8 protein-coding genes are annotated in these 14457 nt (G+C 36.8%); all 8 read left to right on the top strand.

The window, feature by feature from the left end:
- The first annotated feature begins 200 nt into the window (after positions 1-200).
- The 8 genes from DW721_RS01275 (at position 201) to DW721_RS01310 (ending at position 14374) form a co-directional block, all read left to right on the top strand.
- The gene (locus DW721_RS01275) at positions 201-2045 is read left to right on the top strand and encodes an AAA family ATPase (protein ID WP_118744546.1); all 1845 of its coding nucleotides are present in this window, start codon (positions 201-203) and stop codon (positions 2043-2045) included.
- Positions 2014-2598, top strand: coding sequence for a GNAT family N-acetyltransferase (locus DW721_RS01280; RefSeq protein ID WP_118744547.1), 585 nt, complete (start codon positions 2014-2016; stop codon positions 2596-2598). Before DW721_RS01275 ends, DW721_RS01280 begins: the two co-directional genes overlap by 32 nt.
- Positions 2599-3360: 762 nt before the next feature.
- Positions 3361-5112: an aspartate--tRNA ligase gene (aspS, locus tag DW721_RS01285; protein ID WP_022013203.1), complete on the top strand. Its 1752-nt coding sequence runs from the start codon at positions 3361-3363 to the stop codon at positions 5110-5112.
- 428 nt (positions 5113-5540) lie between these two features.
- Entirely contained in the window at positions 5541-6140 is a 600-nt protein-coding gene (locus DW721_RS01290) for a tyrosine-type recombinase/integrase (protein ID WP_118499962.1), read from the top strand.
- Between the two features lie 688 nt (positions 6141-6828).
- Complete coding sequence (locus DW721_RS01295) at positions 6829-7062, top strand: carbon storage regulator (RefSeq protein ID WP_022013540.1); 234 nt, start codon at positions 6829-6831, stop codon at positions 7060-7062.
- A 369-nt stretch (positions 7063-7431) separates the two neighbouring features.
- Entirely contained in the window at positions 7432-9090 is a 1659-nt protein-coding gene (locus DW721_RS16560) for a flagellin (RefSeq protein ID WP_118744549.1), read from the top strand.
- Positions 9091-9548: 458 nt separating this feature from the next.
- Positions 9549-13175 (top strand): HD domain-containing phosphohydrolase, encoded by a 3627-nt coding sequence (locus DW721_RS01305; protein ID WP_118744550.1) that lies wholly within the window; start codon positions 9549-9551, stop codon positions 13173-13175.
- The gene (locus DW721_RS01310; protein WP_118744551.1) at positions 13172-14374 is read left to right on the top strand and encodes a BMP family ABC transporter substrate-binding protein; all 1203 of its coding nucleotides are present in this window, start codon (positions 13172-13174) and stop codon (positions 14372-14374) included. Before DW721_RS01305 ends, DW721_RS01310 begins: the two co-directional genes overlap by 4 nt.
- The last annotated feature ends 83 nt before the right edge of the window (positions 14375-14457 follow it).

Raw genomic sequence — 14457 nt, forward strand, 5'->3', positions numbered from 1 at the left:
ATTTACAAAATTGAAGAGAACTACAATTACGCTTGGGGTAGGGACTTACATGAGAGATTGTGAGTTAATAATGATTGATAAGACAGAGAGTTCCGCTTGCACAACTCTCTGCTGGCGTTTATAATAAAAGATAGTTACAGTTAAAAATCCGACGCATCGTATTGGGTGTTTGTTTTTTATTATATTGAGGGGGAAAGTTTATGCGCAAAGTAAGTATAGGAAAACAGGATTATGAATCGTTAATAAAATCAGGCTGTTTTTATGTAGACAAAACATATTTTATAAAAGAATGGTGGGAGTCACAGGATGATGTAACACTTATCACCCGTCCGAGAAGATTTGGAAAAACATTGAATATGAGTATGTTAGAATGTTTTTTCTCAAACAAATATGCAGGCAGAAGTGATTTGTTTGAAGGATTGTCAATATGGGATGATGAAAAATACAGGCAGCTTCAGGGGACCTATCCGGTGATATTTATTAGTTTTGCGGGTGTAAAACAAAATAATTATTTAGACACAGTTAAAAAAATAAAAAAATGCATTGTTGAATTGTATAATAAATATGACTATATAATAAAAAGTGATATTTTTAATAACAACGAAAAAGAATTATATGCACTTGTAAAAGATACTATGGATGATGTTACTGCACAGGGAGCATTAAATACTCTTTCAAACTATTTGAGTAGATATTATAAAAAGAAAGTTATAATTCTTTTTGACGAATATGATACTCCGATGCAGGAGGCATATGTAAACGGATTTTGGAATGAACTTGTTGATTTTATACGAAGTTTGTTTAATTCAACTTTTAAAACAAACCCGTATTTAGAGCGTGCGGTAATGACAGGAATTACCAGGATTTCCAAGGAGAGTATTTTTTCAGACTTAAACAATCTTAATGTGATTACAACTACAAATGACGAATATAATACAAGTTTTGGCTTTACGGAAAATGAAGTTTTTGCGGCATTGGATGAGGCAGGTTTGTCGGAGAAAAAGGATGATGTGAAGCTGTGGTATGACGGTTTTACATTTGGAAAGCACAAGGATATATATAATCCGTGGTCGATTACAAATTATCTTGACAAGAAAGAGTTTAAGACATATTGGGCGGACACAAGTTCTAATAGTCTTGTCGGCAAACTTATTCAAAGAGGTTCACCGAAAATAAAGAAAGCCATGGAAAAACTTTTAAATGGAGAATATATAACAGTTGGAATTGATGAACAGATAGTGTTTGACCAATTAGATAACGACGAGGATGCGATATGGAGTCTTTTATTGGCAAGTGGTTATCTGAAAGTAGACAGCATGGACATTTGTGTAAGCACAGGAGAGCAGAAATATGAACTGAGTCTTACAAACTTAGAAGTCCGTGTTATGTTTCAGAAATTGATAAAAGGCTGGTTTATGACAGGAGATGATTCGTCAAATGAATTTATAAGTGCATTGATAGACGGTGATTTAGAAGCAATGAATTACTATATAAATGAAATTACATTAAATGTATTTAGTAGTTTTGATGTTGCAGGAAAGGATGAATCAAGAATACGCCCAGAAAATTTAGCCTCATGCTACGACTGTAAGGGAGTAGCTAATGGCTCAAGTTTGAACGATAGTTCAAACTTGTATGCGATGACTAGGCAGTCATCGCGTTTTTACCATGGTTTTGTATTGGGACTTATGGCAGGTCAGAGAAATACTTACATTATAAAATCAAACCGTGAAAGTGGTTTTGGTCGTTATGATGTTATGATGATTCCAAAGCAAAGCACAAGTGAAAGTGGAAAGAAACTTCCGGCGATTGTGCTTGAGTTTAAAGTAAAAAGAGACAGCGAAAAATCACTTGAAGAAGCAGTTGAGGCAGCTTTAAAGCAGATAGAAGAAAAAAGATATGATGAAGAAATCTTAGCACTTGGTATAGAAAAAGAAAGAATAAGGCATTATGGATTTGCATTTGAGGGGAAAAAAGTGCTTATAGGGCGATGGACATATGGAGGAAAGAAAAATGAACTCACAGATAAATATAAGAGCAGCTAAGATAGAAGATGCTGCAAGATTACTTGAGATATACAGTTATTATGTAAAAGAAACAGCAATCACTTATGAGTATGAAGTGCCGTCGCTTGACGAATTTAAACAAAGAATTTCGCACACGCTTGAAACACATCCCTATATTGTTGCGGAGTCAGATGGAGAAATCATCGGATATGCTTATGCCGATAAATATCATCCGAGAGCTGCATATAGCTGGGATGCGGAGACGACTATATATCTTGACAATAATTTTAGGGGAAACGGTGTTGGCAGAAAACTGTATTCATATCTTGAGGAAATCTTAAAGGCACAGGGGTTTGTAAAAGCAATCGCACTTATCACACCGCCTATGACAGAAGCGGACAACGATGTTTACAGAAGCGTGCATTTTCATGAAAATATGGGATATAAACTTTCGGGCAGACTCACATACAGTGGTTACAAATTTGGTAGGTGGTTTGATACGGTAACTATGGATAAGATGTTGTGTGAGCCACATGAAAATATGGAGTCTGTAAAAGCATTTGATGAGGTCAGGGGAAAGTTTGGGATATAAGATGAAAGACAGGGAATAGTATAAACGAAAAAATCATTGACAATCCCCCAGCCACCATTATATAATCAACTTAGTTATGCAAATGCGACGACGGAGAGAAGTAGCATGATTTATCGTTCAAAGCGAGCGAAGGACGGTGAGAGCTTCGCAAAGTGAATTCATGTGAATAACACTCTATCAGCAGCGAACTGAACACAGCCTGCCGTATGCAGCAGATTGAAATCATTATCGGACATAAGTATTGTATTGATAAGGTTTCATACTGTATATAAGGTTTGTCAGTAGGGGAGCCGTAAGCTGCACGACAGACAGCATATGAGTGACTGACAAGACAGTAATTCGGGTGGTACCGCGGACAATAATATGTTCGTCCTGAACTTTTTAGTTTGGGGCGGACTTTTTTATGTTATAGGAAACTTTTCGTTTCCTATAACATAAAAAACACTCCGTGAGGATGTGCATTCCGCTCAAGTACGAAAGAGTCGCAAGCGGCTCTTTATCCCTGTCTGATTTATATACTGTCTGAACTATTTAGTTATTTGCAAAACTATTTTTTAAATTTAATCTGCCTGTACAGATACAATAAATAATGTTAGACGGCATTTTGTCGCCGTCAGCACTTAGTCAGCGTTTTTGGCTGACTTATGTACTGCTACCGGTGACAATATAGCGGGAGCGTGCCGGCGGTATTATATATTGTATCTGTACAGGCATCAAAGAGTAAAGTAAGTTTTGCAAAGACCTGTTTTTTAGGAGGTAAAAATGAACGTAGGAAACATTTATCGTGACAAAACATTAAACGACATTGGCGAGAGCAATGTCGGTGAAACATTAAGACTTGCCGGATGGGTAGAAAATATCCGTGACCACGGCGGTGTATCATTTGTTGACCTTAGGGATATGTACGGTGTTATGCAGGTTGTTATGCGTGACACAAAACTTCTCGATGGTATAAGCAAAGAGGACTGTATCTCAGTTGAGGGTGTCGTAGAGCACAGAGATGAGGAGACATACAATCCAAAGATACCGACAGGAACTATCGAGCTTGAAGCACACAAGGTAGAAGTTCTTGGCAGAGTTTACAGACAGCTTCCTTTTGAGATTATGACATCAAAAGAGACAAGAGAGGATGTTCGTCTTAAATACCGTTATCTTGACCTTAGAAATGCAAAGGTTCGTGACAATATGATTTTTAGATCAAATGTTATAAGTTTTCTTCGTCAGAAGATGACAGACATGGGATTTTTAGAAATTCAGACACCTATCCTTTGTGCTTCATCACCTGAGGGTGCAAGAGATTATATCGTGCCATCACGCAAATTCAAAGGTAAATTTTATGCATTGCCACAGGCACCACAGCAGTACAAGCAGCTTCTTATGGTGTCAGGTTTTGACAAGTATTTCCAGATAGCACCTTGTTTCAGAGATGAGGATGCGAGAGCAGACCGTTCACCGGGAGAGTTCTACCAGCTCGATTTTGAGATGAGCTTTGCAACACAGGAAGATGTATTTAAGGTTGGTGAGGAAGTCCTCACGGCAGCATTTGAGAAATTTGCACCTGAGGGATATGAAGTTACACAGGCACCATATCCTATCATCAGCTACAAACAGGCAATGCTTGAGTTTGGTTCAGACAAGCCTGACCTTAGAAATCCGCTCCGCATTGTCGATGTTACAGATTTCTTCCAGAGATGCACATTTAAGCCGTTCCACGGAAAGACAGTCCGTGCGATAAATGTCCATGCAAAACTTTCAAAAGGACAGCATGAGAAACTTCTCAAATTTGCACAGTCTATCGGAATGGGTGGACTTGGTTATCTTGAAGTTCTTGAAGATAAGTCATATAAGGGACCTATCGACAAATTTATTCCTGATGACATGAAACAGGAAATTGCTGATATAGCAGGACTTACACCGGGAGATACAATCTTCTTTATCGCAGACAGAGAAGCACAGGCAGCTCTTTATGCAGGACAGATTCGTACAGAGCTTGGAAATAGACTTGACCTTATCGAGAAGAACAGCTACAGATTTTGCTATATAAACGACTTCCCAATGTATGAGTATGACAATGAGGAGAAGAAATATATCTTTACTCACAATCCATTCTCAATGCCACAGGGCGGACTTGAAGCATTAAACACAAAAGAGCCGTCAGAAATCCTTGCATACCAGTATGACATTGTATGTAACGGTATCGAGCTTTCATCAGGAGCAGTCCGCAACCATGACCTCGACATAATGGTTAAGGCATTTGAAATCGCAGGCTATACAGAGGAAGACTTAAAGGAAAAATTCGGAGCACTCTACAATGCATTCCAGTTTGGAGCACCACCACACGCAGGAATGGCACCGGGAGTAGACCGTATGATAATGCTTCTTCGCAACGAGGAAAACATCCGTGAGATAATACCATTCCCGATGAACGGAAATGCACAGGATCTTATGTGTGGTGCACCAAACGAAGTAAGCGAGCAGCAGCTTAGAGAAGTGCATATAAAAGTAAGACAATAAATATGATATGTGATAAGATACTGCTGATAAAATATAGGATTACACAGTTATGTAATTCTGAGTAAAATAACAGATTTTTGAGAAAAAATATTTATTACATTTTTGATTTGTGTTGTGCAGAAGCATAGCAGCATGGAATGTGTAAAGTAAAGAAACAGAAAAAAGCCATATTGTAAATATAATTTTTATATTTGCAATGTGGCTTTTTTTGTTACTGGGATTATCTGTAAGTGTGCTATAATTTAAAAAGTAGAGAGCTGTGTATGAATATTGAAAATAAAAAATGTAACACAATGGATAGTGTGTTACATTTTTGTTTACATAACATTTATCGGCAGTCAGATTAGATACTTTAGCTTTTTTAAAAAATTTTTGAAAATTGTTAATAGCTCAGCTATAAAAAATAATTGAAAGGATGGATTATTGAAATGAAACTTACTCAGCCTATTCGTGATATTGTGGAATTAGATAAGATTAAGAAATATTATTGCGATGTTAAGCCAAATAAAAGAAATTATCTTCTTATTGTATGCGGACTTAATACCGCTTTGCGTATTTCTGATATTTTAAAACTTCGTTGGAAAGATGTATATAATGAAAGTCTGCTGTCTTTCAAATCTCATATTGATGTAAAAGAAAAGAAAACAGGAAAGAAAACGACTATTTTTATAAATGATAATTTAAAAGAAGCATTGGCATCATATTTAAAAGAAATTTTTGAAAAGAAAGAAAATTTATGTGAGGTGATGGAACAATTTATTTTTCTGGGTCAGAAATCAGAAAATAAGCCTATCAGCAGGATTCAGGCATTTCGCATAATATCATCCGCAGCAAAAAAATGTCTGCTCAGCCAAAAGGTGAGCTGCCATTCGCTCAGAAAAACATTTGGGTATCATGCCTGGAAAAAAGGAGTGTCACCGGCATTGCTTACCAGTATCTATAATCATTCGTCATATAAAATAACAACAAGGTATCTGGGGATAGACCAGGATGACAGGGACGAAGTCTTTTGTCTTGTAAATCTATAGTGTAACAAAGAGGCTTAAAATTTGTATCAATGTGGCAGTTGGGTTATAGGTTATGTTTAGAGATGCTCAAATGCATACTTAATAAAACTATCAGCAAAGAAAACAAAAATTTTCATACGGGCACAAATAACATTATTGCCGTATTGCAGGTGTGAACCGTAATTGTGCATAAAAGTTTTGTGTCTGTTTGTAATGTAAAAATCTTGTATTCAGATTTAATACATCATCAAAATTCTTCTAATATATTTTTAGTCACATCATTTTATAATAATAATTTCAGCTTTTATCATGTGTTCTAACTAAAATCACATATTTCATAAAAAATATTTTCAAATAAAGTTTCCATGACAGTAAAAAAATGTAACACACTATCCATTCTGTTACATTTTCGATTACAAGGCAAGGATATAGCAGTTTTCGGTTATAAATAGTATTTCGTTAAATATTTATTTTAATTCAGTTTGCTAAAAATTATTGCTAAAAACTACATATGTAGTGTCAGGACAACAAATAATTGATGCATTGAATAAGCACGCACTCTCAAAAGTACATTCAAGCTCAATATATTAAAGATTTACTTTTTGTCGTACTGGTATAAATCAATAAAAGACAGGCTGAGAAATAAAAATGTGATATGAAATAGCAGCTAAAAAAACTGCCGTAAATAAAATACAGGGAGGTAATGCAAATGTTAAGGCTTTCAGTTGAAAACAAAGAGTATCTCATGGTTGGAGATAATGTAAAGATTATTTTTCTCGGTGGTTCAGGAAATCATCACAGGATAATGGTAGATGCACCGAAGGATGTGAATATAGTCAGAAGCAAAGCTCTTAAAAAACATATGAAAGAAAATGGAATAGAGTGTGAGTTTCCTTCTTACTATGAAGAAAAAGAGCATCCCGAAAAATATCGCAGAAAATAAAAATTTAGAAGCTGTTTTTGCACTGACAGTCCGCAAAGCGACTGTATTTATGGACAAGCAGCAAAACGGATTGAGTATATCCGCATGGCTTTGGTAATAAATCGGTGAACAGATGATAATGTCTTATATTTTGATGTAATAGTCAAAAGCAGACAGAGATGTATGCTTACATACAAATTGCTATCTGCGGCTTGACTCTGAAAATCATATTTTTCAGATAAGACAGTGCGGATTTTTCAGAGTTTTATTAATCGAAAATGATACAGCGGCATCGTGCATTGATTTTATTATAAATAAAAATACAAAACAAATTTCACAATACGCTCACAAACGGATTTGGAGCGTAGGAAAAACACGGAGGTAATTATTATGGCAATGATAGTACAGCACAATATGTCAGCAATGAACGCTAACAGAATGTTAGGAATAACAAATAGTTCACTTGCAAAATCAACAGAAAAACTTTCTTCAGGTTATAAGATTAACCGTGCAGCAGATGATGCGGCAGGACTTTCTATTTCCGAGAAGATGAGAAGCCAGATTCGTGGCTTAAACAAAGCATCTGACAATGCACAGGATGGTATCTCACTTATACAGACAGCAGAAGGTGCATTAAATGAGTCTCACTCAATCCTTCAGAGAATGAGAGAGCTTTCAGTACAGGCATCAAACGGTACAGAGACAGATGATGACCGTGAGGCAGTACAGAAGGAAATCAGCCAGCTTCAGGACGAGCTTACAAGAATTTCAAGCACAACAGAGTTTAACACAATGAAACTTCTTGATGGTTCTTTAGGTGGCGGAAGTTCTGCTACAGGTATTAAGGTGGATGCTTCAGTAAGCAATAAAGCTTTACAGGCATCTGCATTAAAAACTACTGCAGCTACTAATGGCGCATACAAAGCTGATACTGCTATATCTGCCGCAGACACAGGTATGAAAGCAGGAGATACAACAAGTTTAACTGTTAATTATTTGAATGAAAAAGGTGAGCAGGAGTCTATCACAGTAAATTTAAAATATAAAGATGCTACAACACTTGTAAGTGAGGATGGTTCTAGAGAATATACTGTAACTAGTGGTGCGGCAACAGATGCGGAGAAAACAACTGCATTTCTTGCTGAATTAAAACAGACTTCATTAGCTGATGATTTTACTATTAAATCCGGTGGTGCTGGAAAGTTAGATTTTACGGCTAAAACTGCCGGAACTGAGACTTCACAAATTCTTTCTACATCTGAAAGTAAGATAAGTGCGGGGGTATTTAGTCAGACAGCGGCATTAGCTGCAACTGCAAGCACTGATCCTGCTGATGCATTTCAGAGTATAACAAAAGATGTAGGCTCTTATGATGGAGGGGCTACAACAAACATTGATGACTATATCTTTACTGTTAATGGTGAACGTTTTATGTATGCTGATGCGGCTGGAGTTGATGCACTTAAGAATAAAACAGATTACAGTGATGTTAATTTTGTTCAGGTAGCAACTGACAAAACTGTTGCGGATGCAGATGCAAAAGCTATGGCAAGTTTGATTTCTGCTAAGACAGGTATTAATGCAGAAGCGGATGCAAATACAGCAACAACAATTAATCTTAAACCAAGTGCATCTTCAAGTACAGCAGGTAAGGGCATGACACTCCAGATTGGTGCAAATGAAGGTCAGACAATGAGCTTCTCTATTGATGATATGAGTGCTAAATCACTTGGTGTTGACGGAAACAAGGTTGACCTTGCTACTCAGTCAGGTGCTCAGAAGGCTACTACAACTATTGATGCAGCTATCAAGAAAGTATCTGCACAGAGAAGTAAACTCGGTGCTGTTCAGAACCGTCTTGAGCATACAATAGCAAACCTTGATACAGCATCTGAGAATACTCAGACATCAGAGTCTCGTATCCGTGATACAGATATGGCTGAAGAAATGGTTGCATACAGCAAGAATAACATTCTTTTACAGGCAGGTCAGTCTATGCTTGCACAGGCTAATCAGTCTAACCAGGGTGTACTTTCACTTCTTCAGTAATGAAATGATATGAGGTGTTTGCGGGATTGTGAAAATTGCGTAGCAATGGAGCAATCCGTGGTATCATTTTCATAAGCTTAGATAAAAATAAGCTGTTTCATGCAAAGTAAAAAATCGCTGTGGAATATCATAGTATTATCAGATATTCTGCAGCGATTTTTGGTATATAGAAAAATATATAATGTCAAACGCACATTCAGATGTTATTATATGAGGTAAACATAAGCTGATTAGCAGCGACTGACAGGGTTATAAATGTAATAAATGGCAGGTTTTACTGTTACAAAATAAAAGCTCGAAATATGTCAAAAACTTGAAACTTTCCTGCATATATATTATCATTATTAGGACTGGGAGTATCAATGGAAAGGAAAACTTACGAGAGAAGCAGAGGAAAAAAGATATCTCTTTTGCAAGAAACGACGGGGAACAGTGATTTAATCTGAGGAGAATTGTAAATGAAAAATAAAAAAGAATACATGATAATTTTTGTAACTGTAGCGGCATTGCTGATGGATATTTTAGGCAGGGAATTTGCCGTAAAGTTTGTATTGCCGGTGTGGACTGACTCGATAGGAACTTTTTTGGTAGCATATTTATACGGTCCCGTCTGTGGTGCTTTTGTTGGATTTACCAACAATATTATTTATGGAATATTTGTTGAACAGGAATTGATATATTGTATTGTCGGAAGTATGCTTGGCATTATTGTGGGGATTTATTCAAAAAAGAGAGTCTTTGATAAACAGTTTACGACGATGACTTTAGGTATGGGGCTTGCATTGTTTTCGACTGTTATGGCAGTTATGGTAAACGCATTGTTATATAGTGGCAATATAAGTAATGTATGGGGAAATCAGGTTATGCTGCTGTGTGTTGACAAGGGACTGCCCAAATTTATTTCTTATATAGCCGGTCAGTTTTGTGTGGAATTTATGGATAAGATACTGACTGTAGAGATAATGTATTTATTGCTCAAAATTGCTCATTATTTCAGAAAAAAATTCAACAAAAGATTTAAAACGATAACACAAATAATCATTTTAGCTGTAGTCATGGCAGGAGTTTGCTGCGGAAAAACAGAAAAGACAGCGGCGGCACAAAATAAGTCAGTGCAGACTTCAAAAGCAGGATATACATCAGAGACAAAAGCAGGGAAAGTATCAAAAGCAAATTCAGAAAATAACAAATCGGAATATAATTCGGAATTGTATTCCTATATACAGAAGCAGTATTCAAAGGATGAAGGTCTTTTATCAGGTGAGGCTAATGATATAGCCCAGACAAAGGATGGAAAGCTTTGGATAGGCACTTATGCGGGGCTTTTTAAGTATGATGGAGTGAAATTTGTCTGTTTTCAGGATATTAGTTCGGTCAAAAGTGTAAATTGCCTGTATGTTGATGAAGAGGGAAGATTGTGGGTTGGAACCAATGATAACGGTGTTACTATTTTTATCAATGAGGATGCCGTTAATGTGGTGGATGACCAAAATGGACTTCTTTCAAATTCAGTGAAGAAAATAGTATGTGATTCGCATGGAAATTATTATATTGGAACTTCAGAGGCATTATCGGTAGTATCTCTTAGCGGAGGAGTCAAGGTGACAAAAACATTTAAAAACATAAAAAATGTGGTGTCAATGACTGCTGATGATAATGGAAATGTTGCCGGTGTAACTGAGAGGGGAGAAATGTTTTGGATAAGTGATGGCAAACTTATAAATACTCCGAAAGCTGTCAGCAAATTTAAGGATTGCAATGAAGTTTATTTTTCAAAAGCCGGTCAGTTATATATTGGTACGACCGGAAATTCGATATACATATTTGATATGGAATCAAAAAAGCTTAAACATAAAATCAGGATAAGCGGCTTTGAATCTATAAATTGCTTTTATCAGACGGATAATGATAAGATGTTTGTGTGCTCAGATACAGGTGTGGCAATTCTGGGTAAAAACGGCAGTTATCACAAGATAAATACAAACAATTTTAATAGTTCGATTGACAGTATGCTTGTTGATTATCAGGGGAATTTATGGTTTGGTTCGTCAAGACTCGGGCTTCTTGAAATGTGTAAGTCCTCATTTGAGGAGATATTTCAAAATATTGGTATGACGGCGGTTGTAAATTCTACGGAAAAGTGGGACGGCATACTTTTTTGCGGTACCGATGACGGTCTGGTCGCTGTTAAGGGAAGAAAAAAAGTAAGTAATCAGCTTACAAAAAGGCTTCAAAATGTCAGGGTAAGATGTTTGAAAGCAGACAGCAAAAATACATTGTGGATAGCCACAACAGAAATGGGAATATATAAAGTCACAATAAATAAAAATGGCGGTTATGACATTAAAAATTTCACTGATAAACAGGGAATACCGGGGATGCGGTTCAGAAATATAATCGAATGTAGTGATGGCAGGATTATGATTGCAGGAGATTACGGTGTTGCAATTATGTCGGGGGACAGAGTTGTAAATGTTCTTGACTCAAAGGATGGTATGCTCAATGAAAAGTCTTTATGTCTGCTGGAGCATAAAGACGCGTGTTATGTCGGTTCGGATGGTGGCGGAATAACTAAAATTGACAAAAACGGCAAAGTGACGCAGATAACAAAAAAAGACGGATTGTCATCGGATGTAGTTTTGCGTATGGTTAGTGAGACAGTCTATGGCGGAATGTTTATTGTTACAAGCAATGGTCTTTGTTATATGTCTAAAGACGGTAAGGTAAAGAGTCTTGATAAATTTCCGTACAGCAATAATTATGATATAGTATGCAATAAGAATGGAATCTGCTGGGTGCTTGGCAGTGCGGGAATCTATGAGGCAAAGATAAAGGAACTGATTAAAAATGTGAGAAGTGATTATCTGCTGATAAATTCAAAACATGGTCTTAGAGCATCACTGGTTGCAAATTCATGGCCATGCAGGGAAAGTGGTGCTTTGTATCTTTGCTGTGATACAGGTGTGGTAAAGGTAAATATGTCAGACGGCAGTAAGGGTGATGATTCATACCGTATGATTATGAATTATGTTGAGATTGATGGCGAAAAGGTGGCAATAGACCGTATAGATACATTAAAGATGTCGGCAGATTCAAGACAGATTACATTTGCACCGGAGATATTAAATTATTCTGTGAAAGATCCGTATATAAGTGTTAAGTTAGAAGGACACGACACAAAGAGGCGGACCTGTCTGTTAAGTGAGTTTAATAAGATAACATATACTGATTTAAAAACCGGAAGATATGTGTTTAAAATATCAATTTTAGATGGCTATGATGGAAATGTTATAGAATCAGGAAGTTATATTATTGATAAAGATAATGAAATGTATCAATATTGGTGGTTCAGGCTTTATATCTGTATCATAGCAGGGCTTGTGCTTATATGGCTTACATGGTTTATTACGAGAACCTGTATGCAGAGGACAATGCTTAAACAGAAGCTCGAACTCGAATATGCAAAGAAACAGATTAAGATGAGCAATGAAACGATTCTCTCAATCGCACGCACCGTTGATGCAAAAGACTCCAATACAAGTCAACATTCATACAGGGTATCGGAGTATTCGGTTGCGATAGCAAAAAGACTTGGTTTTTCCGATGAAAAATGTGAAAATCTCCGCAAGATGGCGTTACTTCATGATATAGGAAAGATTGGAATACCTGATGCGATATTAAATAAGCCGGCGAAACTCACAGATGAAGAATATAAGATAATGAAAACTCATGTAACGCTGGGTGCTGATATATTAAAGGATTTCACGCTGATAGATAATGTAAATATAGGAGCATTGTATCATCATGAAAAGTATGACGGGACAGGTTACTGTTACGGACTAAAAGGTGAGGATATTCCTATTGAAGCACGCATTATCGGTATTGCGGATGCGTTTGATGCGATGACGGCAAACCGTGTATATCGAAAGCAGCTTGACATTGATTATGTGACAAACGAATTAAAACGCTGCAGTGGTACACAGTTTGACCCGAAACTGGTTAAGATAATGTTGTCACTTATGGATGAAGGTATCATTGATGTGGAAAGTTTATACGCAAGATCAAAAGGAGAAACGGAAGAATGAAAAAAAGATACGCATTATGCCTGATAACCTGTATTGTCATGACTTTATGTTTGTTTGGAATACATAATCTTACAAAAACGGAAGAAAAACATATTAAGGTTGGTTTTATTTTTGTAGGCGATGAGATTACACCTTATACAAACAATTTTATAAAGGCAAGAAATCATATCAAGGAGGTGTATGGTGACCGGATAGAATGTGTTACGACATACAATGTGACAGAAGGACAGATTGAAAAACCTTTGCAGGAGCTTATCGACGGTGGGTGTGATTATATAATTGCGGCGAGCTATGGTTATGGACAGGATGTCAAGGCAGTGGCAAAAAAATATCCGAATATACAATTCTGCGTACCTACAGGAGATAATGCAAATGAAAAGCCGGTTTTGTCAAATTATCATAACTGTTTTGGAGAGATATATCAGGGCAGATATGTGTGTGGAAAAGTAGCCGGAATGAAGATAAAGCAGATGATAGATGAAAATATCATTACAAAGGAGCAGGCAAAAGTCGGTTATGTGGCGGCATTTCCGCTGCCGGAAGTAATATCGGGATATACATCATTTTATCTCGGTGTCAGGTCAGTAGTACCGGAAGCTGTCATGACAGTGAAGTACACAAATACATGGTCGAGCTATTCTACGGAAAAACAGGCGGCAAAAGAGCTGGTTGATGAGGATTGTGTTGTTATATCACAACATTCAGATACGGTCGGACCGGCAGCTATATGTGAAAATGCTCAGAGGGATATACCGGTATATCATGTAGGGTACAATCAGAGTATGACAGATATTGCACCGACAAGATCGCTTGTAAGCTGCTGTGTGGATTATTCAAGCTATTTTGAGCAGTCGGTATATGCCTTATTGCATGATAAAAAGATAGAAGAATGTATTGACGGCCGTACCTATAAGCAGGATGCCATGGCAGGGATTGATAAAGGCTGGGTAAGGATACTTGATATAAACGAAGCAATAGTGCCAAAAGGAACAAAGGAGATGGTGGAGGACACTATAGAAAAAATTGAAAAGGGAAAACTCGAAGTGTTTTCAGGTCCTTTTACCGGTGTAAGTGTATTTGACCCGAATGATAAGATAAATCTTAATACTCCGTATAAAGAAAATGCAAATTCATCTTCACCGTCTTTTAGCTATATTCTTGATGATGTTATCACTATTGAAAAAATGAAAGAAGAGTGATAAGTCTGCTGTACAGCAGCGACTGACAGTTTACCGGCAGGTTTATGAATGTAATAAATGGAAGGCTTGAATGTTACATTTTG

This window comes from Clostridium sp. AM27-31LB (assembly GCF_003480745.1).
In the GTDB taxonomy this organism is placed as follows: Bacteria; Bacillota; Clostridia; order Lachnospirales; family Lachnospiraceae; genus Butyribacter; species Butyribacter intestini.

Bases quoted from the DNA above. Each gene is read 5' to 3' on its own strand.
- aspS (WP_022013203.1), top strand. From the start codon at position 3,361: ATGAACGTAGGAAACATTTATCGTGACAAAACATTAAACGACATTGGC.
- DW721_RS01280 (WP_118744547.1), top strand. From the start codon at position 2,014: ATGAACTCACAGATAAATATAAGAGCAGCTAAGATAGAAGATGCTGCA.
- DW721_RS01295 (WP_022013540.1), top strand. From the start codon at position 6,829: ATGTTAAGGCTTTCAGTTGAAAACAAAGAGTATCTCATGGTTGGAGAT.
- DW721_RS01305 (WP_118744550.1), top strand. From the start codon at position 9,549: ATGAAAAATAAAAAAGAATACATGATAATTTTTGTAACTGTAGCGGCA.
- DW721_RS01275 (WP_118744546.1), top strand. From the start codon at position 201: ATGCGCAAAGTAAGTATAGGAAAACAGGATTATGAATCGTTAATAAAA.
- DW721_RS16560 (WP_118744549.1), top strand. From the start codon at position 7,432: ATGGCAATGATAGTACAGCACAATATGTCAGCAATGAACGCTAACAGA.
- DW721_RS01310 (WP_118744551.1), top strand. From the start codon at position 13,172: ATGAAAAAAAGATACGCATTATGCCTGATAACCTGTATTGTCATGACT.
- DW721_RS01290 (WP_118499962.1), top strand. From the start codon at position 5,541: ATGAAACTTACTCAGCCTATTCGTGATATTGTGGAATTAGATAAGATT.